The following is a 22148-nucleotide window of genomic DNA, read 5'->3' as shown; positions in this document are numbered from 1 at the left end:
ATGCATCCCAATGATGATGACCGCACTCAGTTCATGCCGCGCCCAGGCGGCCGTGCGCCGGAACCTGCGCGTGCGGAGCCGGCGCCCTTGTCGATGCCGGCCGCACCGATGCTCACCGGCAAAAGCCAGGGCCTGAACCCGCTGGAAAGCGCCGCCGGCCCGCTGCTGGCCTTGCTGACGCGGTTGCGCAACACCATCGCGCACCCGGCGCCAGCCAGCCTGCGCGCGCAGTTGTTGGCCTATCTGCGCCAATTCGAAGAGCGCGCCGAAGCCGCCGGTGTGGCGCGTAACGAAGTGCTGCTGGCCCGTTACGCGCTGTGCACCGCCCTCGATGAAGCCGTGTTGAGCACGCCCTGGGGCAGCACCAGCGATTGGGGCAAACAGAGCTTGCTGATCACCGTACACAACGAAGCCTGGGGCGGCGAAAAGGTCTTCCAATTACTGGACCACTGCCTGCAAAGCCCACGGGAACGCCTGTACCTGCTGGAGCTGTTGTACCTGTGCATGTGCCTGGGGTTCGAAGGCCGCTACCGCGTGATGACCGACGGGCGCAGCCAGTTGGAAGCCTTGCGCGAGCGCACCGCCGCCGCGATTCGCACTGCGCGGGGCGAGCACGAGCGTGAGCTGTCGCCGCACTGGCGCGGCGTGACCGTGGCCCGCGATCGCCTGGCGCAATTCATGCCGCCGTGGATTGCCGTGGCGATCGGCCTGGCGCTGCTGCTGGCGTTGCTGTTTGGCCTGCGCATGCTGCTGGCGTCGCAGGCTGAACCGGTGTTCAAGAATATCCATGCCCTGGGCGAGATCCCGGTGCAGGCCATCGACCGTCCGGTGGCGCAGCCAAAAGTGATCGAACGACCGCGTCTGGCCGGGTTCCTGGCCGAAGACATCAAGGCCGGCCGCGTGGCCGTGGAAGACAAGGTTGATCGCTCGGTGGTGACAATTCGTGGCGATGAACTGTTTGCATCCGCCAGCTCCAGCATCGTCGATGACTACCAGCCGCTGATGCTGCGTATCGCCGACGCGGTCCGCAAGGTCAAGGGCCAGGTACGGGTGACCGGTCACAGCGACAATCGTCCGATTGCCACGCTGCGCTTCCCGTCGAACTGGGCGCTGTCCGAAGCGCGGGCCAAGTCGGTACTGGAAATCCTTGCGGCCAAGACCGGCCAGGCCGAGCGCTTCAGCGCCGAAGGCCGCAGCGACACCGAGCCGTTGGCGACCAACAGTACGGCCGAAGGCCGTGCCCGCAATCGTCGGGTTGAAATCACCGTATTGGCGGAGGGCGTCGAGTGAAGGCGTTGTTCAGTTTCATGATTCGCTGGGTGATCCCCGTGCTGGGTTTGATCGCCCTGGGCTTGATCATCTGGTTCGTCGGGCCGTTGCTCGATGTGTTGGTGCCGGAAGGGCGCCGCTGGGCGCTGATCATCCTGGTGTTTGCGCTGTGGATCGCCTATCGCGTGCTGCGCATCATCCAGGCGCGCCGTCAGGCCGCCGAAGTGATGCGCAGCCTGGCCGCAGAAACCCCGGCCGACCCCAACAGCGTCGCCACCGCCGAAGAGCTCAGCACCCTGCGCCAGCGCATGGACGAGGCCTTGGCGCTGCTCAAGAAGGCCAAGCTGGGTGGCGACGAACGCCGCAATCTCTATGAGCTGCCGTGGTACGTGATCATCGGCCCACCGGGTTCGGGCAAGACCACCGCGCTGGTCAATTCCGGGCTGCACTTCCCGTTGGCTGCGCAGTTGGGCGCCGGTGCGGTGCGCGGCGTCGGCGGCACGCGCAACTGCGACTGGTGGTTTACCGACCAGGCCGTTTTGCTCGACACCGCCGGGCGCTACACCACTCAGGACAGCAACTCCACGGTGGATAAGGCCGCCTGGCTGGGCTTTCTCGACCTGTTGAAAAAGCAGCGTTCACGCCGCCCCATCGACGGCGCGTTCATTGCCATCAGCCTCTCGGATCTGCTGCTCGGCACCGACGCCGAACGCGCCGCCCACGCGGCCGCGATTCGCTTGCGTATCCAGGAGCTGTACACCCAGCTGGGGGTGCGCTTCCCGATCTACCTGATGCTGACCAAGCTCGACCTGGTGCCGGGCTTCATGGAGTTCTTCGACAACCTGAGCAAGGAAGACCGCGCCCAGGTGTGGGGCATGACCTTTGCTCTGGACGACGGCAAACACAGCGACAGCCCGCTGGCCCATCTGCAGAGCGAATTCGTCGGCCTGGAGCAACGCCTCAACGAGCGCCTGGTGGAACGCCTGCAACAAGAGCGCGACCCGGCGCGCCGCGACCTGATCTATGGCTTCCCGCAACAATTCGGTGCGCTGAAAGACTGCCTGCAAAGCTTCCTCGAAGGGGTGTTCAAACCCAACGCCTTCGAAGAGCGCGTGCTGTTACGCGGCGTGTACTTCACCAGCGGCACCCAGGAAGGCAGCCCGATTGACCGCCTGATCGGCGCCATGGCCCAGAGCATGAACCTGGACCGTCAGCACCTGGCGCGCCAGAGCGGCACCGGGCGCAGTTACTTCATCGAAAAACTGTTCACCGCCGTGGCCTTCGCCGAGCGTGGACTGGTGGGGGTGAACCCGAAAGTCGAGCGCCGCCGCAAATGGATCGCCCGGGGTGTGCTGGCCGCCACTGTGGCCACCGTGGTGGTGGTCAGCGGCCTGTGGTGGGTGAGTTATCGCGCCAACCAGGCGTATATCGCCCAGGTCGATCAGAAGGTCGCGCCCCTGGGCCAGGCCGTGCAGAACCTCAGCCCGGCGCAGCGTGAAGTCTTGGCCGTGCTGCCGCTGCTCAACGCGGTGAAGAACCTGGCAGGCGATTCGCCGAGCTGGTCCGAAGGGCTGGGGCTGTACCAGGGCGACATGCTCGAAGCCGAGTCCGCGAGCGTCTATCGCAAGTTGCTGATCGCGGTGTTCGCGCCGCGCCTGGTCACGCGCATCGAAGAACAATTGCACGGCGGCGGCAACTCGGACTTTCTCTACGAAGGCCTCAAGGCCTACCTGATGCTGGCCGACAGCGAGCACTACGACCCAGACTTTATCAAGGCCTGGATCGCCCTCGACTGGGACCGCAACCTGCCACGTGACCTGCCTGCCGATCAGCGCCAGGCGTTGACCGGGCATTTGCAGGCACTGTTTGACCGCCACCCACCGAATGCGCGCCTTGACCCACGCCTGATCGATGACCTGCGCCGTCAACTGCGACAACTGCCGGTGGCCCAGCGCGTCTACGACCGGGTCAAGCGCCAGAAACTGCCCGACGGCATCCCGGACTTTCGCCTCAACGAAGCGGCCGGTCGCGATGCCGCGCTGGTGTTCAGCCGCAAGAGCGGCAAGCCATTGGGCGAACCGCTGAGCGGGTTTTTCACCGCCAAGGGCTATCGCCAGGGGTTTTTGCTGAGCAGCCTGAACCAGACCGGTACCCTGGCTGAAGAACAATGGGTGCTCGGCCAGGCACAGGCCGATCAACAGAACGTGGTGAGCCTGGCCGCCGATGTGCGCCGCTTGTACTTCCAGGATTACCAGCGCCAATGGGATGCGTTGCTGGCGGACATCGACTTTGTGCCGATCACCAGCGTGGCCCAGGCGGCCGATGTGCTGCGCGTGATCTCGGGGCCGACCTCGCCGCTGAAAAAGCTGCTGGTGGCGGTGGCCAGGGAGACCGACCTGCAAGCCGAAGAGCGCCAATTGGCCGCCAAGGGCGTGCCGGTGGAGGGCGGTGTCGACAAGCTCAAGGAGCGCCTGGGCAGCCTGCTCGGCCAGGAGCAAGCGAGTGCCAATGCGCCTGCGGCTGCGGATGATCCGGTCACCGCGCACTTTGCCGAACTCAACAGCATCGTCAGCAAAAACGAGGGCGAGCCGGCGGCGATCGACGGCCTGCTGTCGGACATGAACGCGCTGTATGTGCAGGTCAGCGCCATGGTTGGTGCCAGCGGCGATGCCTTGCTGGGCGAGGCAAAGAACCAGGCGGCAGCGGCGGCCACGCGGGTCAGCCTGAACGCCGAGCGCCAGCCTGCGCTGGTGCAGGGCATGGTCAAGTCGGTGGTCAATTCCACCACCAACAGCATGATGGGCGGCGTGCGCAACCAGCTGAACGCGGCCTGGGTCAGCGAAGTGGTCAACGTGTATCGCCAGTCCCTGGCCGGGCGCTACCCGATGTCGCCAGGCAGTGCGCGGGACGCGACCCTGGATGACTTCGGCCAGTTCTTCGGCGTCGGCGGGGTGATGGATAACTACTTTCGCAAATACCTGCAGCCCTATGTCGACACCTCGGCCCAGACCTGGCGCTGGCAGCCGGGCGCGGCGCAGAAGCTCGGCATCGCGCCGGGCGTGCTGCAAACCTTCCAGCGCGCGGCGACGATCCGTGACGCGTTCTTCAGATCGGGGGGCACCCAGCCCATCGTGCGCTTCGAACTCAAGCCGGTGTCGATGGACCCGACCATCACCCAGTTCCTGCTTGATCTCGACGGCCAGCAACTGAGCTACGACCACGGCCCGAGCCGGCCGGTGGCGATGCAATGGCCCAACCCCGGCAGCAGTGGTGTGGTGCGTATCTCGATCATGCCTCCATCGGCCAGCGGGCGCTCCGGCGTGACCCTCGACGGCCCCTGGGCCTGGTTCCGCCTGCTGGAACAATCGGACCTGACCGCCGGCAACTCGCCGGACCGCTTCAACCTGCGCCTGCGGGTCGACGGCGCGAGCATCGCCTACGAGCTGCGCGCCAATAGCGCCTTCAACCCGTTCAAGAGCCGTGTGCTCAGCGGCTTCAGCCTGCCGGAGCGGCTATGACCACGCTGGGTTTCTACGGCAAGTTGGCCAGCCGCGGTGATTTCGTCAGCCGCGCCTTGCCCCAGAGTTTTATCGGCCCATGGGACAGCTGGCTGGCGGCGGGTTTGCTCGCCAGCCAGAACAGCCTGGGCGCTGAGTGGCTCAACGCTTATCTGGTCAGCCCGCTGTGGCGCTTCGTACTCGCGCCAGGCGTGTGCGGGCCGGACGCGGCGGCGGGTGTGGTGATGCCGAGTATCGATCGGGTCGGGCGTTATTTTCCGCTGGCGGTGGTGGCGGTGCTTGATCACGACACCAACCCCGCTGCGCTGGTGGGCGGGCCGGATGCCTGGTTCGAACAGACCGAAGAGCTGCTGCTCAGCACTCTGGACGCGGGCGCGACGTTCGAAGGGTTCAACGATGGCCTCGACCGCCTGGGCGTGCCGGCCACCGAGCCGCGTGCGCTCGACAGCCGTTTCGCCGGCCTGCAACGCGTGGCCGCCAGCGTGCCCCACGGGCGCATGACGGCGCTCGCCGAACAGGCCTGCGAAGGGGCCAGCCTCTGGTGGGGACGGGGTTCGCAGCGTATTTCCCCCGGTTTATTACGGTGTCAGGGCTTGCCTGCCGCCCGCGATTTTGCGCAGTTTTTGCTCGGACAAGAAGGTGTGGTGTAGATGGGGGCGACGTATCAATCGGCGAGCAAAAGCCATGTGGGCATGGTGCGCCAGGTCAACGAAGACGCGTGCCTGGACCTGCCGCAAAACCGTTTGTGGGTGGTGGCCGATGGCATGGGCGGCCACGCGGCGGGGGATTATGTCAGCAGCCTGATTGTCGACAGTCTGCGCAATGTGCCGGTGGGGCGCTCCCTTGAAGAATACGCGGCGGCCTTGCGCAACGACCTGATCCGCATCAATGCGGCGGTCCGTGAAGAAACCGCCAACCGTGGTGTGACCATGATGGGCAGCACCGTCGTGGTGCTGGCGGCGCGCGGCTTGCGCGGGGTGTGCCTGTGGGCCGGTGACAGCCGCCTGTACCGCCTGCGCGACGGCGAGTTGGAAAGCATCTCCCGCGACCACAGCTACGTGCAGGACCTGCAAGACAGCGGCCTGCTCAGCGAAGCCGATGCCCGTGTGCACCCGCGCGCCAATATCGTGACCCGTGCGGTGGGCGTGGAAGCGCAACTGGACGTGGCGGCGGTCGATCTGCTGATCGCCCCCGGCGACAGCTTCCTGCTGTGCAGCGACGGCCTCACCAAGACCGTCGAGGACCACGAAATCCGTGAAGTCCTCGGCCACGACGCGCCGGATGAAATCGTGCGCAGCCTGGTGCACCTGGGGCTTAATCGCGGTGCACCGGACAACATCACCACCATCGTCGTGAAGGTGTCGCCATGAACATCGTCATCCCCGGCTATGACATCGAGGGCGAGATCGGCGAAGGCGCCATGGCCAACGTGTACCTGGCGACCCAGCGTTCGCTGGAGCGCAAGGTGGCGTTGAAGGTAATGGCGGCGGCGCTGGCGGCTGACCCGAGCTTCTGCGAGCGCTTCCTGCGCGAAGGCAAGACCCTGGCGCGCTTGTCGCACCCGCACACGGTGACCATCCATGACATCGGTAATGTCGATGAGCTGTACTACATGGCCATGGAATACCTGCCCAACGGCACGCTCAAGGAGCGCATCGCCGCCGGGCTGACCCCGGAGCAGGGCGTGACGCTGATCCGCCAGATCGCCTCGGCGCTGGGTTATGCCCATGCCCAGGGCCTGGTGCACCGCGACGTGAAGCCGGCGAACATTCTGTTCCGCGCCGATGGCACGGCGGTGTTGTCGGACTTCGGCATCGCCAAGTCCCTGGACGACCGCACCCAATTCACCCAGGCCGGCTTTGCCGTGGGCACGCCCAGCTACATGAGCCCGGAACAGGCGCGCGGCCAGGAGATCGACGGTCGCGCCGACCTGTATGCGCTGGGCGTGGTGCTCTACGAGATTCTGGTCGGCGAGCTGCCTTACCGTGGAACCGATGCGCTTTCCACGGCCCTCGCACACCTGACTGAGCCGTTGCCGGAATTGCCGGTGCACCACGGCCGTTACCAGGAGGTGCTGCGCAAGTTGTTGGCCAAGGACCCGGCGGAGCGTTTCGCGGATGCCGATGCATTACTGCGGGCCCTGGACAACCTGCCGGCGGAGTCGCCGGAGGCCACCTTGGTGCGGCCGCTGCCGATTCCACTGAGTTTTGACCTGGCGGGCATTACGCCTGTCACCGTCGACATACCCACCGACAAACCACAGCCGCAGCCGATAGTGCGCCAACCGGTCGTGACGCCAACGCAGCACAATGCCCCGTCCGAACAGCGCCGTGGGCCGGTGTTGGCATTGGCCGCCGTGGCGGTTGCGGTGGCACTGGCCATTGGTGGTGCCAGCTATTGGTGGTTGAGCAGTAGCGATGAGCCTGCCCAACCACCAGCTGCCGTAGTTCCCAAGGTGACGCCGCCCGCAGCCGTCGCTGAAGTGGACGGTGGTCAACGGCCGTTGCTGATGGCGGGCAAGAAAACCCTGTTCCAGCGCGTGCTCAGCAAGCCCGGCGCCAAACTGTCTGCCGATGCGGGCAGTGCACCGGGCAAAGTCTTGCCGGCGTTTTCCGTGCTTTATGTGTACCAGCGCAAAGAGGTCGACGGCAGCCCCTGGGTGCGCGTCGGCGCGGCCACCGACGGTCGCAGTGAGGGTTGGTTGCCGGCCTCGCAGGTCAGTGACTGGAAGCAAAGCCTGGTGCTCAAATTCACCGAGCGCTCAGGCCGGGCGCCGGTGATGTTCCTGCGCCAGTCCGCTGAGGTGGAAAAACTGCTGGCCGATCCGGCTGCGGCGAAAGCTGTGTTAGCCAAGGCGCAGAACAACCGCGAAGACAATCAGCAAGTGCTGGCCCTGGAGCCCACCGCCAGCGCGGTACCGCAGAACCAGTTCTACCTGTTGCCGATCTTCGATGCCAAAGAGAGCTTCGACGAAAACGGCCAGCCGGTGCAGCTGCTCAATGTCGCCTCCATCGACCCTGGCAGCAGCGCGGTCGCCAAGCCGGCGACGCCTGTGACCAGTGCCAATGCCGACGCCTTCCGCACGGCGGTGGTGCTGGTGGTCGATACCACCGTGTCGATGCAGCCGTATATCGATCAAGTGCGCGACGTAGTACACGAGCTGCAAACCCGTATTGCCGAGCGCGGCGAGCTGGACAGTGTCAGCTTCGGCCTGGTGGGCTTTCGCAACAGCATCAAGAAAACCCCCGGCCTGGAATACGTGGCCAAGACCCTGATCACCCTCGACCAGGGCCGCGATCCGCAACGCTTTCTCGACATGGCGCGGCAGGTCAAGGCCTCGACGGTGTCCAGCCATTCGTTCAACGAAGACGCGTTTGCCGGGGTGATGCAGGCGGTGGACGGCATGGATTGGTCCGGCTACGGCGGGCGCATCATCCTGCTGGTCTCCGATGCCGGTGCGTTGCGCAAGAACGACCCGTTCGCCGCCACCCAGATGAACGAAGCCGAAGTGCGCCAGGCGGCGTTGGGCAAGCAGATCAAAATCTACGCGCTGCATCTGCGCACCGACGCCGGCAAGAAAACCCATGCCGGCGCCGAAAGCCAGTACCGCATCCTGACCGCCGACGCCAACCCACGAATCGGCGACCTGTACACGCCGGTGCCCGGTGGTGACGTGCACAAGCTCGGTGAGCGCGTCGACGAGATTGGCACGGTGTTCGCCAACCTCGTGCATCAGGTGCGCAGCAACACGCCGCAGCCGGTGCCGCTGCTCAGTGCCACGCCGAGCCTGGCGGATAAATCCGCCGCGGTCGGTTATGCGATGCACATGGATTTCCTTGGTCGCAAAACCGCGAGCCAGGCGCCCCAGCTGGTCAGCGCCTGGACTGCCGACCGCGACCTGACCAACCCGGCGCTGCCGGCGTTCCAGGTGTGCGTGATGCTGACCAAGCTGCAATTGAACGACCTGCAGCAGTCGCTGAAACTGATCGTCGATGCGGCGCGCAAAACCCAAAGCTCACCCAAGGACTTCTTCCAGGAAATCGCCAGCGCCTCGGCCTATATGAGCCGCGACCCGCAAGCCCTGCGCAAGGGCGGCAACCTGGCCGACGGCGGCCTGCTGGGCGAATACCTGGAAGGCCTGCCGTATCGCAGCAAGTCGCTGAACATGACCCAGGACCTGTGGTTGTCATTGAGCGTGGCCGAGCAGGAAGACTTTATCGACGAGCTGGATTCGAAAATCCGCCTCTACGAGACCTTCCACAATGACCTGGCCAATTGGGTGCGTTTCGGCGATGCCGAACCGGGCGATGCGTTGTACCGCGTGCCGTTGTCGACGCTGCCGTGATGCTGAGCCTGAACGCGGTGCACAAGAGCCGGGGCGTCGGCAGCCAGCGCTATAGCCTGGTGATTCCGGCGCTGCAGCTGCGCGCAGGTGAACAACTGGCGATTGTCGGGCCCAGCGGCTGCGGCAAGAGCACCTTGCTGGATATGTTGGCGCTGGTGTTGGCGCCGGATCGGATCGGCCAGTTTGAGTTCAACCAGTTCGACATCGGCGGGCTTTGGCGCGCAGACAGCCAAACCACCTTGGCCCAGATGCGCAGCCGGCATTTGGGCTATGTGCTGCAGACCGGCGGGCTGCTGGGGTTCCTCGATGTGCGCGGCAATATCGCCTTGTCCCGCCAGTTGCTGGGGTTAAAGGACGACGGCAGCGTGGCGCGCCTGGCCGAGCAGCTGGAAATCAGTGACCAGTTGGACAAGCGTCCGGCCGCGTTGTCGGTGGGCCAGCGCCAGCGCGTGAGCTGTGCCCGCGCCTTGGCCCATACGCCGCAATTGGTGCTGGCCGATGAGCCGACCGCATCCCTCGACCCGCTCAATGCCGAGCGCGTGATGCAGGCGCTGCTGGCCCAGGCCCGTGAACACCGCGCCGCCTGTGTGATTGCCACCCATGATGAACCCTTGGCCCGCGCCAGTGGTTTGCAAGTGCGCCGCATCGGCTGCCGTCGCGATGCGGACGGCGGCGTCACGGCGACGCTTGGGGAGGCGTGCTGATGCGCATCGGCCTGGTCTCGTCGCTCGCTTGGCAGGACTATCGCAACGATGCGTGGCTGTCGGCCTGTTCGGTGCTGGCGCTGGTGGCGGTCATCGCGCCATTGCTGGTGTTATTTGGCCTGAAGTTTGGACTGGTTAGCAGTTTGACCCAACGCTTGGAGACCGACCCCGCCACCCGTGAAATTATTCCGTTGGGCGGCGGTCGATTCAGCAGCGCCCTTGTCGAGCAGCTTGCCCAGCGTAGTGATGTGGCGTTTGCCATCCCGCGTACGCGGCAGATTGCGGCGACCGCGCAGGTGGGCGCAGTGGTATTGGAGATGCTGCCGACCGCTGCGGGCGACCCGTTGTTGGCTGGCTTGCCGATGCCGAAGGGCCTGGACCAGATCGTGCTCAGCCATACCGCCGCCGAGAAGCTCGCGGCGCGGCCCGGCGACTGGCTGGAGCCCCGCTTTGCGCGGCAACTGGCAGGGCGCGTCGAGGCGCAGCGCACGCGGGTGCAGGTGCAGGCAGTATTGCCGTTGGAAGCCTTCGCCCGTGACGGGCTGTTTGCTGACCTGGCGTTGCTGGAGGCGGTGGAAGATTATCGCGATGGCCGCGCTGTGCCGGCGTTGCAATGGGAAGGTGAGGCGGCGGGTGTGGGCGAGCAGCGGATGTACCCGGCGTTTCGTTTGTATGCGCGCACGCTCAGCGATGTGGAACGGCTGCGGCTGTATTTCGCCGGGCAGAACGTGCTGGTGTCGACCCAGGCGCAAACCATCGCCCAGGTGCAGTCGTTGAGTCGCAATCTGTCGCTCGTATTCTGGATCATCTGCGGGTTGGCATTGGCCGGTGCGTTTGCGGCGACCTTCGCCGGGGCGTTGGCGGCGGTGGCGCGTAAGCGTCGGGAGTTGTCGGTGTTGCGCTTGCTGGGCTTTTCCACCGGTGCGCTGTTGCTGTTCGTCGTGATGCAGGCGCTGTACAGCGCAAGTTTTGCCGCCGTGCTCAGTGCCGGGCTGTATGGCCTGGCCGAGGCGGGTTTGAACCGATTATTCGTGCAGGTGCCGGGCGAATACGCCAGCCATCTGTTGGCGCGTCACTACGGCTTGGCCCTGGCGGCTGTGCTCGGCGTCAGCGCCGTGGCGGCGGCATGTGGCGGTTGGCGAGTGGCGCGTATCCAGGCTTCTGAAGGAATCAGAGATGTTTAAGTTACTGGGCGCCTGTGTGGCGCTGAGCCTGGCCTCGCTGGCCTGGGCCGATGAGGCAAGCGACAAGCTCGACAACCCCAAGCCGTTGCCGGACGACGTGAGCCTGCCGCTGCCATGCGACGGCAATATGGTGTTCCGCTACGCCTATGTGCTGGCCCAGGGCACCCTCGACGACCGTGAGGTGAGCCTCGGCTATCCCTTTGCCGAAGGCGAGGCAGGCTACCAGCAATCGTTTATCTCCGGTTACCGGCGCGACTTCATCAACGGTCAGTTCACCCTCAAGGATCTGCCCAAGGACTGGAACACCGTCATCGCGCCGCTGATGCCGAAGACCGACGCCAAGACCCCGCTCAAGCCCATGCTGTACTTCATCGGCAAGTACGAAGTGACCGCCCGCCAGTACGCCCAAGTGATGTCCCAGGCGCAGTCGCTGGCCAGCGGCGAGCCGGCGCCGGCCTGTGATGCGCCTGAGGGTATGGCCGGGCGCTTGCCCAAAGTGAAACTGTCGCGCTTTGAAGCCGAGCGCTTCTCGGCGGTGTACAGCGCCTGGCTGATGAAATACCACCGCGAGTTGCTGCCGGTGAGTGGGCGCGGGGCCTCGGCCGAAGACGGCGGCCTGGGCTTTGTGCGCTTGCCCACCGAAGTGGAATGGGAATTCGCCGCGCGCGGTGGCCAGGCAGTGAGTCGCCAGGACCTGGAAGGCCGTCTGTTTCCGCGCCGCGTCGAGGGCAGTGAAAACGACGGGCCACTGAGCGATTACGCGGTGTTCAACCAGGTCGCCGGCGGCACCGGCCAGGCGGCACGGCTGATGCCTATCGGCACCAAGCTGCCCAACCCGATCGGGATGTTCGATGTGATCGGCAACGCTGCGGAAATGGTCCAGGAATCCTTCCAACTGGTGCACGCCGGGCGCCGCCAGGGCACCTATGGCGGCTTCGTGGTCAAGGGCGGCAATTACCTGGAGGGCGAAGGCACCTTGTTCACCGGCATGCGCCGTGAGTACCCGCTGTTTGCCGCCGATGGCACCGAGCAAAGCAACGAGACCACCGGGTTTCGCGTGGCGATTGGCGCGCTGTCGGCGCCGCGCTCGCGCTACAAGGAGCTGTTTGCGCAGTGGCAGAAAGAAGGCCGCCTGGCGTCGTTGACCGACGCCATCGACGACGCCCAGGACCCGACCAAGCGCCTGGACAGCATCATCGCCGCCAGCGTCGACCCCAAGCTGCAAGCCGAACTGGGGCTGGTCAACGAAGAGCTCAAGCGCAACGTTTCGCTGATCGCCCAGCAGCGCGAGGAAGCGGCAGGCAACCTGATCCAGTCCGCTGCGTTGGTGGCCGAGACCATCAGCAACTACAACATCCGCCTGGCCAACCTGCAGAAGAGTCGCCAGCAGGCCGTGGATAACAAAGACCAGGCCAGCGCGCAGCTGTTCGACATGGCCATCGCCAATGGGCGCAGCGCGCTGGACGGCGCCGTGGCGATCTACATCGACAACCTGGCTACCGGCACGCGCTATACCGATGCGGTGATCCAGGCCCAGTTTCAACGAATCAAGGAAGAGTTGGACCGCAAGCCGGTGCTCGGCAAGAGCCTGGTGACGCGCGCGACACTGTTCGTTCGCCATGTCGGCAACTACCGCAAGCAACAGCGGGCCGACCCGGCGACGATCTTGAAGGAATTGCTCGCAGCGAGCGGTCAGCGGTCTTGATCGTTGGCTGTCTAGCGAGCTTGGAAGGGACTCAGGCGGCGGTGGGCCGTGCTGGGCAAGTCAAACTTAATAGAGATCACACCTATGCTTTTTTCCCGTAAGACGGTTTCCAAGCGTCACCTGCTGCTGATTGCGGCCGGTTTCAGCACCGTGTTGACCGGTTGCGCAACGTCGCCTGCGTCCAAGGTCGCGTCGAGCACCAAGGTTGAGTACTACCCCAACTGCTACGAGCCGGTGCAGCACCTGCGTGCTACCGATTCGAACATGACCAAGTCGGTGGTGACCGGCGCAGCCATCGGCGCGGCCGGCGGTGCCTTGCTGGGCGCCCTGACCGGCGACAAGGAAAAGCGCGGCCGTAACGCCGCTATCGGCGCAGCGGGCGGCGCCCTGGCGGGTGGCGCGGCGGGTTACTACACCGAGCGTCAGAAGCAGATCAGCGATGACAACCAGCGCATCGCTTCCTACTCCACCGACTTCAACAAAAGCGCCTCGGACATCGACCGCAGCACCGCCTATGCCAAGGCGTCGCAACAGTGCTACCAGAGCGCATTCACCAAGCTGGTCGCAGACCGCAAGGCCAAGACCGTCAACGACACCGAGGGCCGCAAGCGCCTGGCGGAAATCGTTGCGGGCCTGAAGGAGTCCAATGACCTGATCGTTGCAGTCAACGGCAAAGCCAGCGAAGACCTCAGCAACTACACCCAGGCCTATGAGAAAGACCTGCAGCAGGTTGGCGTGCAGCGTAGCGACGTGGTGACCGTGGCCACCGCCGACACCACGCCTGTGGTCACTCCGGCCAAAGGCAAGAAAGCCGTGAAGCCGGCCAAGAAACCCGTGCTCCCGACCGTGCCGAAAGAAGCGGTGACCACCGAGAAGAGCATCCAGACCGTTCAGGCCAAGCAGGCTGAAAGCAAGCAGGTCGCCAGCTCCGGCAAGGCTCAGCTCGAAGGCAGCTGCCGCGATCCAAACCTGGCCGACTGGGCGCCGGTTCCTTGCCCTAACGTTTAAGTAACCTGTTGCTATAAGCGTTAAACGTCAACCGATCTCCCACTAAAGCGCGAGATCGGTGGCGTTCTATTTGCGAATCGTTACACTGCTGCGGCCACTCAATAATTACACCGAGGCCGTGTGCATGAAATTTCGTCTTCTCCTGTGGGTGCTGGGCCTGATGATGGGCAAAGCCAGCCGCACCAACCCCGCCTTCCAGCAGCAGCTAGGTGACAAAGACCTGGCCTTCCAGTTGCAGACCCTCGACGGCAAGGTTGCCCGCCACTTCATCGTCAAAGACCAGCGCATCACCAGCCGCTCGGGTGTACACCCTGAGCCGGCGTTTGCGATTGCCTTCAAAGACGCCGCCTACGGCTTCGCCACGATGCAGGCGAAGAACAAGCAACTGGCGTTCATGACGGGGATTCAGGACAAGTCGATCCAGATCAAGGGCAACCCGGCGCTGGTGATCTGGTTCCAGGGGTTGACCAAGTATTTGAAGCCGAAGAAAAAGAAGTAGGCATTCAGTTAAACCGAGGTGGATTCATCGGGGGCAAGCCCCCTCTCACATTCGACCGCATTCCAAGGCTGGAACCCGGTTAAGTGTGGGAGGGGGCTTGCCCCCGATAGCGGCCTGACAGTCGACAGATTCAGTGCTGGTTGAACTGCGATGCCAGCTCCCGCAACAGCACTTGCGCATCGAGTACTTTGCAGACTACTTCCTCAGCCTTTTCCCGGCGCACGGCCAGGCACACCAGGTTCGGGTATTCGGCGTACTGCCCGACATCTCATGGGTTTACTTGCCCCGAGACAGTGAGTACTCGATCAGCCAGCAACTGTGCCAGTTCGATTAACTGCGTAACGCCCAGCAGTTCCTCTCGTTTCGGCCCTTCAAGGTCAAAGGCCAGGTCGCAACTCAACGCATTGGCCGAGGCCAGTGTTTCGCTGAGGTTGACCAGTAGGTCTTGCGTGGGGATGCCGTCTTTCACGGTGAATAGCACGCTAGGTGCTGGATCGATTGGGGGATTTGGGGTGGGTTTGATCATGGTGAAACTCCGGAGATATTAAAGGAGCTGCCATTGATCGCCGCGACGCGATGGGGGTGGCAGCTGTACGCAGGTTCGCGGACCGACTCTCCAGAACATCGGCATACCCGAAGGTATCCCGCGCACAGCCGCCATAGCGCCGCACAGTAGACGACAAAAAAGCGCCAACTGAAAGGACACGATGACGCTTTTGCGTCTGAAGAAATACGGGCCGCGACGCCCGACCGCTGATTGTGCAACGGTGCACTGAGACTAGAGATTGAGTGTCCTAGCGGCAACCTCAACGCCTTGTAAGACGTTTCTGTTTCTAGCCGAACGGACAGTTGTTTGGCTTTGCGCCAGCCAAGCCGAAGAAAAAGAAGTAAGCGTTCAGTTAAACCGAGGTGGATTCATCGGGGGCAAGCCCCCTCCCACATTCGGCGGCATTCCACAGCTGGAACTCGGTTAAGTGTGGGAGGGGGCTTGCCCCCGATAGCAGTGTGACTGTCGACAGATTCAGTGCTGGCTGAACTGCGAGGCCAGTTCGCGCAACAACACTTCGGCATCCAGCACCTTGCCAACCACGTCTTCAGCCTTTTCCCGGCTCAAGCCCAGACGCTCGAGCAGTGCATCCGGGATGGTTTCATCCGGCCCGGAACCGATTCCCCGGCTGCGCAACAGGCGCACGGCCAGGCACACCAGGTTCGGGTATTCGGCGTACTGCCCGTCATAGCTCGGGTCGTGCTGGAAGCGCAGGGCGGTGGACAGTTCGTCCGGCATGTCCCAGTAACGCATCAGCCAGGCGCCGATCTGCTCGCGGCTGATGCCCAGCAGGTGTTGTTCCACGTAGCTGTGGCACAGGTGCGGGTTGACCTCCAGGTGGCGGCAGATCAGCGAAAAGTGCGGCGGGAACACATGGGCCAGCAGCAGGTAACCAAAGTTGTGCAGCAACCCTGCCAGGTAGGTCAGGCCGGCTTCCGGGCGCTGGGCGCGGGGCATGGCGCGGGTCAGGCCTTCGATCACGGCGGCGGTGTAGATCGACTGGTGCCAGTACGGCGTGGACGGATGCGGGCGGTCCTTGGGCAGGCTCAGGGTTTTACCCAGGGCCAGGCCCAGCGCCAGGTTGATCACCAGATCGAAGCCCAGCACGCGCACGATGGCGTCTTCCACCGAGCGGATCTTGCCCGGCGAAGCGTAGTAGGGCGACGCCGCCCAACTCACCACCTGGGCGGCCAGGGCTGGGTCGGTTTCCACCACGCCGGTGATGTCGTCGATGGTGGCGTTGGGGTCGACGCGCAGCTTGATGATCTTCTGCGCGGTGTCGGCCAGCGGCGGAATCTCGATGGTCGCTTCCAGGCGTTGCTGAATACGGCGGGCAGTGAATGCCTGCATCGCCTGGGTGATTTCCTCACGGTCATCATTGGGGCGGTCGAGGTTGGGGCGAATGTTGCTCAGGGGCTCGCCGAACTGAGCCGCACTGGCCTTGGTCAGCATGGTCTTGAAGTGCTCGCTGGCGATTTCCAGCAGCAACCCGGCTTCACCCGAATGCACCAATAGACTCGGCTCGTTGAGCAGGCTGCCTTCATACAGGCACGGCGAACTGGTGAGCGGCGGCAGGCCCGGCAGCAGGTTCAGCTCATGCTTGCCCAGCATGCGCTCGACGCGCTCCGGCGCCACAGCGGTGAGGCGGCGCCCGGTGAGCTCGGTAAGGCGGTTGAGGTCAAGCAACTGGCTTTGGGGGAACAGCACCATGAGCGCGCCAACGGCATCTTCGAGCAGTACCGCCTGGACCTTTCGCGCAGGGTTCAGGCCCGTCTGTTCGGCGACTTCCGTGTAGGGGATGGCGAGCTTTGCGAGCAACGCCCGAATGACCGGCGGGGCGGTCAGTGGGGCGGTAGCGAGGGCAACTTCTGACATGGCCTGATCCAATTTTTTTCATTCATTGGAGTATAACCAGCTTGGTAGAGGTGTAGGTCGGATAAGTGAGTCGGCTGTCACACTTGGCCGTATTGCTGCCCGTGCCGCAGCCAGCGGTTGAGCAGCGGGCTGACATGCTCAGGCCAGCGTTCCAGCAGCGCCTGCGCCGCATCGCGCACTGCGGGCAACAGGTCAGCGTCGCGCATCAGGTCGGCGACCTTGAATTGCAGCAAACCGGTTTGGCGGGTACCGAGCATTTCTCCCGGGCCGCGCAGCTCGAGGTCTTTTTCGGCGATGACAAAGCCGTCGTTGGTTTCGCGCATGATGCCCAGCCGTTGGCGGCCGATCTGCGACAGCGGCGGGTGATACAGCAGCACGCAATGGCTGGCGGCGCTGCCTCGGCCGACGCGGCCGCGCAATTGATGCAGTTGGGCCAGGCCCAGGCGTTCGGGGTTCTCGATGATCATCAGGCTGGCGTTGGGCACGTCCACGCCGACTTCGATCACGGTAGTGGCCACGAGCAATTGCAGGTTACCGGCCTTGAACTCGGCCATCACTGCGGCTTTTTCGGCAGGTTTCATACGGCCGTGGATCAGCCCGACCTTGAGCTCGCCGAGGGCACTGGTGAGGTCTTCATAGGTGGTTTCGGCAGCCTGGCAGGTCAGCTCCTCGGACTCTTCGATCAGCGTACACACCCAGTACGCCTGGCGGCCTTCGGCGCAGGCGCCGCGCACGCGTTCGATCACTTCGACGCGGCGCGTGTCGGTGACCAGCACGGTGTTGACCGGCGTACGGCCGGGGGGCAGTTCGTCGAGGATCGAGGTGTCGAGGTCGGCGTAGGCACTCATCGCCAGGGTGCGTGGGATGGGCGTGGCGGTCATGATCAGCTGGTGCGGGTTCATGCGCCCACCCACGCCTTTCTGGCGCAGGGCCAGGCGCTGTTGCACGCCGAAGCGGTGCTGTTCGTCGATGATCACCAGGGCCAGGTTCTTGAACTGCACTTCATCCTGGAACAGCGCATGGGTGCCCACCACCATCGGTGCGCCGCCGGCAATCTGCTCCAGCGCCGCTGCGCGCGTCTTGCCCTTGAGCTTGCCGGCCAGCCACGCGACTTCCAGGCCCAGCGGCTCGAGCCAGCGTTTGAAGGTGATGAAGTGTTGCTCAGCGAGAATTTCCGTGGGCGCCATCAACGCGACCTGATAACCGGCTTCCAGGGCCTGCAAGGCGGCGAGGGCGGCGACCACGGTCTTGCCCGCGCCCACATCGCCCTGGATCAGGCGCAGCATCGGTTCCTGCTGGCTGAGGTCGTAGGCGATTTCGTTGCCGACGCGTTGCTGCGCGCCGGTCGGTGCGAAGCCCAGGTTGGCCAGGTATTGCGCGGGCAGGCGCGTGGCTTTGGGCATCGCCGGTGCGCGCAGCGAGCGCATGCTTTCGCGCAGGCGCTGCTGGGACAGTTGATGGGTCAGCAGTTCTTCGAAGGCCAGGCGATGCTGCGCCCAGTGATGGCCGAGGGCGAGTTCGTCGACATCGGCGTCGGCCGGTGGGTGATGCAGGTAGCGAATCGCATCCGCCAGAGGCGCCAGTTGATAATCGCGGGCCAGCTCCAGCGGCAACCAGTCGGGCAGGCTTTGCGGGCCGAGCATCGTCAGGGTTTGCATGCACAACTGGCGCAGGCGTTGCTGGGTGAGGCCTTCGGTCAGTGGGTAGATTGGCGTGAGGGTGGTGTCCACCGGCGGCGGTTCATCGCCGGTAATGGCGCGGTACTCCGGGTGGTAGATCTCCAGGCCCGAGGCCCCCGGACGCGCTTCGCCGTAGCAACGCACGCGGGTGCCGCGCTTGAGGCCTTCTTTCTGCGCATTGCTGAAATGGTAGAAGCGCAGACTCAGGCCACCGGTGCCGTCCTGCAGGCGCACCACCAGGCTGCGGCGCTTGCCCATCACCACGTCGGCGCCGCTGACGGTGCCCTCGATCACCGCGTCCTGGCCGGGACGCAAGTGGCCGATGGGCACGACGCGGGTGCGATCCTGATAGCGCAGCGGCAGGTGGAACAGCACGTCCTGAAGGTTTTCCAGGCCGACCTTGGCGAGTTTCTCGGCCATGGCCTCACCGACACCCTTGAGTGCCGTCACCGGCACCTGCGACAGCTCAGTCATACCGTTACTCAGCTCGCAGCAGACGGTTTGGCCACCGAGCACAGGCGGATCGAGTCGGCGAGGATCTCGATGGCTTTTGGCCGTGGAAAGCTGGCGCGCCAGGCGATTGCCACGGTACGGAAGGGCACCGGCGGCGTAAGTGGGCGCACTTCGATTACGCCGGGGGCGTAGTGATGGCTGTCTACCGCCGACAACGGCAGGATCGAAATACCCAGGCCGGACGCGACCATGTGGCGAATAGTCTCCAGGGAGCTGGATTCCACCGTGGTGTGCTTGGCGCCGTCGTTGCCTTTGGTCAGGGTCGGGCAGGCTTCCAGCACTTGGTCGCGGAAGCAGTGGCCTTCGCCGAGCAGCAGCAGGCTCTTGTCATTGAGCAGGCCGGCGTCGATGGTTTCCTTCTGGGTCCACGGGTGCGAGGCGGGCATCAGTACGTAGAACGGCTCGTCGTAGAGCGGCAGGGTCAGCACGTCCGCCTCGTTGAACGGCAAGGCGATGATGATCGCGTCCAGCTCGCCGTTGCGCAGTTTGTCGCGCAGCACGTGGGTGAAGTTTTCTTCGATATACAGCGGCATCTGCGGCGCGACGCGGTGCAGTTGCGGGATCAGATGGGGAAACAGGTACGGGCCGACGGTGTAGATGGCGCCGACCTTGAGCGGTGCGGTCAGCTGGTTCTTGCCGGCCTGGGCCAGCTCGCGAATGCTTTGCGCTTGTTCCAGCACCTTCTGGGCCTGGGCAACGATGCCTTCGCCCACCGGGGTGAGGCGCACGGCGCTCTTGCTGCGCTCGAAAATCAGCACACCGAGTTCGTCTTCGAGCTTTTTCACGCCCACCGACAGCGTCGGCTGGCTGACGTGGCAACGCTCGGCCGCGTGGCCGAAGTGCTGTTCTTGGGCGAGGGTCACGATGTAGCGTAATTCTGTAAGAGTCATAGCGGGCGTCCATGAGGTTGCGGGCCAAGCATACCGGCTGCAATCGATAGACGCACGTTATCAGAACTTTGCTGGGGATTGAGCGAGGACTGTCGGTAATTTTGCTGATTCGCTGCCGCTGAATGTGGAAAGGAGCCAGCCCCCTTCCACATTGCCCTGCTAGCGGCGACGTTTATCGATGTTGTAAACGAACGGTGCGACGAGCTCCACACTGCCGTTTTTCAACAGGTCGGCCGGTGGTTTGGGCAGGGGCTGAGCCTTGCGGATCATCTCCAGCGTGGCGCGATCCAGGTCGGCGTTGCCGGAGCGGCCCTCCAGCTCGTAGGACAGCACATTGCCTTCGCCGTCGACCACGAAGCGCAAGCGGTTCATGCCTTCCTTGCCACGTTGCTGGGCGCCCGGCGGGTACTTCTTGTACTTCTGCAGGTGCGCCAGCAGGGTGCTTTGCCAGGAGGCCTGGGCGGCAAGCTGTTGCGCCGACGGGCCGGGAGCGGGCTGGGCGGATTTCTGCGCAGGCGCGTTGCTCGGCGGCGTGTCGCTCGGTGGCTCCTCGGAAGGTTTCTCCTTGGGCGGCTCGGGCTTTTTCTCCACCGGCTTGGGCGGTTGTGGCTTGGGTTTGGGCTTGACCGGCTTAGGCACCTGGATCGTCGGCTTGGGCGCCTCTGCCAACTTCGGCAGCGGCAGCTCTTCGACCGGTGGTGGCGGTGGCGCAACGACCTTGGGCGGTGCAGGCGGCGGCGGTGGCGCCGGCAGCGGCGCCAGGTCGATGACCATCGCGGCCGGAGGCAACGGGATCGCCTGGGGCGCGGACCATTTAAGCGCGATGATGATCGCGACGGCGTGCACGCCCAGCACGACTGCGAGGCTGCTGCCATAACGCGTCAGTTTGTGGCGCGTCGTGATCATTTCTTGGCTGCCGTCTCAAGTCCGACCAGGCCTACCTTGAGGTAGCCGGCTGCCCGCAAGGCGTCCATCACGCTCATCAGGTCGCCGTAATCCACGCCCTTGTCGGCCTGGAAGAAGATGGTCGTGTCTTTTTTGCCTTGGGTCTTGGCATCGAGCACCGGCCCCAGGGTTTCAGCCTTGACTTCTTCTTCGCCCAGGAACAGGCGCTGGTCGGCCTTCACGCTGAGAAAAATCGGCTTCTCCGGGCGTGGCGCCGGCTTGGCGCTGGACGCGGGAAGGTCAACCTTGATGTCCACGGTAGCCAATGGTGCCGCCACCATGAAGATGATCAGCAGCACCAGCATCACGTCGATAAACGGCGTGACGTTGATTTCGTGATTCTCGACGAGCTCGTCGTCGCCTTGATTCAAATGCAGGCCCATGGCCGATTACCCCACTTTCACCATGTGCGGTTGCGAGCTGCGCTCGTTAGGCAGGTGATCGAGGTCGCGGCTGACCAGCAGCAGGACTTCTGCCGACGCGTCCGATACCTGGGCCTTGTAGCCGGCGATCGAACGGGCGAAGACGTTGTAGATCACCACCGCTGGGATCGCGGCAACCAGGCCCAGGGCCGTAGCCAGCAAGGCTTCGGCGATGCCGGGAGCAACCACGGCGAGGTTGGTGGTCTGGGTTTTGGCGATGCCGATGAAGCTGTTCATGATGCCCCACACGGTACCGAACAGGCCGACGAAGGGGGCGGTGGAACCGATGGTCGCCAGCACGCCGGTGCCGCTGCTCATGTTGCGACCGCACGCGGCCACCAAGCGCTCCAGGCGGAAGCTGACGCGTTCCTTGATGCCTTCTTTTTCGCGAGTGTTGGCCGACAGGCGCATTTCTTCCAGGGCGTCATGCACTAGCAGGTTGGCCAGGGTGCCCTTCTTGGTGGCGGTTTCACTCGCTTCCTTGAGGGTGGCGGCCTTTTTCAAGTGGACGATTTCAGTGCGCAGACGACGCTTGGCGCCCAGCAGCTCGAAGCCTTTGGCGATCCAGATGGTCCAGGTAATGATGGAGGCGATAGCCAGGCCGATCATCACGGCTTTCACCACCACGTCGGCGTTCTGGTACATGCCCCACGGGGACAGGTCATGGGCCATGCCCAGGGTGTTGTCTTCTTCCAGCACTACCCCAGTGCCGTCGGCAGGAGCTGCAGCCTGGGCCGGGTCGGTTGGCGCGGCGGCAGGCGCAGCCGGGGTGGCGGTATTCTGCTCGGCAGCGGCTGGCGCGGCAGGTGCGGTGGCATCAGCGAAGGCGGCGGTCGGCGCCAGCAGTACGCTGAACAGCATCGCAGCAATCGCACGCCAGGCGCGGGATGGGCTGTGAGGCTTGGTTGGCGAAGCGGGGTTTGTATGACATGTCATGCTGGCCGGACCTGAGAGAAAATAATGGGTGATCGTCCTGCCAGACCCCTGTGGGTCGAGGACAAATGGGCGGTTATTATTGCAAGTAATTCTTGTTAACTAAAGTGGC

Annotated in this window: 17 protein-coding genes; 10 read left to right on the top strand and 7 right to left on the bottom strand. The window is 64.2% G+C overall.

Going from position 1 to position 22148, the window contains the following annotated elements:
* The 10 genes from C4J84_RS25585 to C4J84_RS25540 all read left to right on the top strand — a co-directional run bounded on the left by C4J84_RS25585 (nucleotide 1) and on the right by C4J84_RS25540 (nucleotide 14232).
* Entirely contained in the window at nucleotides 1-1290 is a 1290-nt protein-coding gene (locus C4J84_RS25585; protein WP_124364997.1) for a DotU family type VI secretion system protein, read from the top strand.
* Nucleotides 1287-4787 carry a type VI secretion system membrane subunit TssM gene (gene tssM / locus C4J84_RS25580; protein ID WP_124372296.1) on the top strand — a complete coding sequence of 1167 codons (3501 nt, stop codon included), beginning with the start codon at nucleotides 1287-1289 and terminating at the stop codon, nucleotides 4785-4787. The genes C4J84_RS25585 and tssM overlap by 4 nt, the downstream gene beginning before the upstream one ends.
* A complete protein-coding gene (gene tagF / locus C4J84_RS25575; RefSeq protein WP_124372295.1) occupies nucleotides 4784-5437 on the top strand; it encodes a type VI secretion system-associated protein TagF in 654 nt (217 codons plus the stop codon). Before tssM ends, tagF begins: the two co-directional genes overlap by 4 nt.
* Nucleotides 5438-6157, top strand: a complete 720-nt coding sequence (locus C4J84_RS25570; RefSeq protein WP_124364994.1) for a PP2C family serine/threonine-protein phosphatase — start codon at nucleotides 5438-5440, stop codon at nucleotides 6155-6157.
* Nucleotides 6154-9132: a serine/threonine-protein kinase gene (locus C4J84_RS25565; RefSeq protein ID WP_124372294.1), complete on the top strand. Its 2979-nt coding sequence runs from the start codon at nucleotides 6154-6156 to the stop codon at nucleotides 9130-9132. Before C4J84_RS25570 ends, C4J84_RS25565 begins: the two co-directional genes overlap by 4 nt.
* Nucleotides 9132-9836 carry an ABC transporter ATP-binding protein gene (locus C4J84_RS25560; RefSeq protein WP_124430931.1) on the top strand — a complete coding sequence of 235 codons (705 nt, stop codon included), beginning with the start codon at nucleotides 9132-9134 and terminating at the stop codon, nucleotides 9834-9836. Before C4J84_RS25565 ends, C4J84_RS25560 begins: the two co-directional genes overlap by 1 nt.
* Nucleotides 9836-11020, top strand: coding sequence for an ABC transporter permease (locus tag C4J84_RS25555; RefSeq protein WP_124430780.1), 1185 nt, complete (start codon nucleotides 9836-9838; stop codon nucleotides 11018-11020). The genes C4J84_RS25560 and C4J84_RS25555 overlap by 1 nt, the downstream gene beginning before the upstream one ends.
* Entirely contained in the window at nucleotides 11013-12725 is a 1713-nt protein-coding gene (locus C4J84_RS25550) for an SUMF1/EgtB/PvdO family nonheme iron enzyme (protein ID WP_124372291.1), read from the top strand. Before C4J84_RS25555 ends, C4J84_RS25550 begins: the two co-directional genes overlap by 8 nt.
* A gap of 84 nt (nucleotides 12726-12809) precedes the next feature.
* Nucleotides 12810-13733 (top strand): type VI secretion system-associated lipoprotein TagQ, encoded by a 924-nt coding sequence (tagQ, locus tag C4J84_RS25545; RefSeq protein WP_124372290.1) that lies wholly within the window; start codon nucleotides 12810-12812, stop codon nucleotides 13731-13733.
* 124 nt (nucleotides 13734-13857) lie between these two features.
* Entirely contained in the window at nucleotides 13858-14232 is a 375-nt protein-coding gene (locus tag C4J84_RS25540; protein WP_032803751.1) for a hypothetical protein, read from the top strand.
* Nucleotides 14233-14500: 268 nt separating this feature from the next.
* Here C4J84_RS25540 and C4J84_RS25535 read toward each other — a convergent pair whose 3' ends face one another.
* The 7 genes from C4J84_RS25535 to exbB form a co-directional block, all read right to left on the bottom strand.
* Nucleotides 14501-14758: a DUF6124 family protein gene (locus tag C4J84_RS25535; RefSeq protein WP_124368831.1), complete on the bottom strand. Its 258-nt coding sequence runs from the start codon at nucleotides 14756-14758 to the stop codon at nucleotides 14501-14503.
* Between the two features lie 495 nt (nucleotides 14759-15253).
* Entirely contained in the window at nucleotides 15254-16654 is a 1401-nt protein-coding gene (locus tag C4J84_RS25525; protein WP_124368829.1) for an aminoacyl-tRNA deacylase and HDOD domain-containing protein, read from the bottom strand.
* A 77-nt stretch (nucleotides 16655-16731) separates the two neighbouring features.
* Complete coding sequence (recG, locus tag C4J84_RS25520; RefSeq protein ID WP_124368828.1) at nucleotides 16732-18807, bottom strand: ATP-dependent DNA helicase RecG; 2076 nt, start codon at nucleotides 18805-18807, stop codon at nucleotides 16732-16734.
* An 8-nt stretch (nucleotides 18808-18815) separates the two neighbouring features.
* Entirely contained in the window at nucleotides 18816-19736 is a 921-nt protein-coding gene (locus C4J84_RS25515; RefSeq protein WP_124368827.1) for a hydrogen peroxide-inducible genes activator, read from the bottom strand.
* 159 nt (nucleotides 19737-19895) lie between these two features.
* The gene (locus tag C4J84_RS25510; RefSeq protein WP_124364984.1) at nucleotides 19896-20642 is read right to left on the bottom strand and encodes an energy transducer TonB; all 747 of its coding nucleotides are present in this window, start codon (nucleotides 20640-20642) and stop codon (nucleotides 19896-19898) included.
* Nucleotides 20639-21064 (bottom strand): TonB system transport protein ExbD, encoded by a 426-nt coding sequence (exbD, locus tag C4J84_RS25505; RefSeq protein ID WP_003195519.1) that lies wholly within the window; start codon nucleotides 21062-21064, stop codon nucleotides 20639-20641. Before exbD ends, C4J84_RS25510 begins: the two co-directional genes overlap by 4 nt.
* A gap of 6 nt (nucleotides 21065-21070) precedes the next feature.
* Nucleotides 21071-22039, bottom strand: coding sequence for a tonB-system energizer ExbB (gene exbB, locus C4J84_RS25500; protein ID WP_124372289.1), 969 nt, complete (start codon nucleotides 22037-22039; stop codon nucleotides 21071-21073).
* Nucleotides 22040-22148 lie beyond the last annotated feature (109 nt).

The organism is Pseudomonas sp. R11-23-07, assembly GCF_003852295.1.
Lineage (GTDB): Bacteria > Pseudomonadota > Gammaproteobacteria > Pseudomonadales > Pseudomonadaceae > Aquipseudomonas.
Note: the sequence above shows the minus strand (reverse complement) of the source record. Positions and strands in the feature narration are given on the sequence as shown.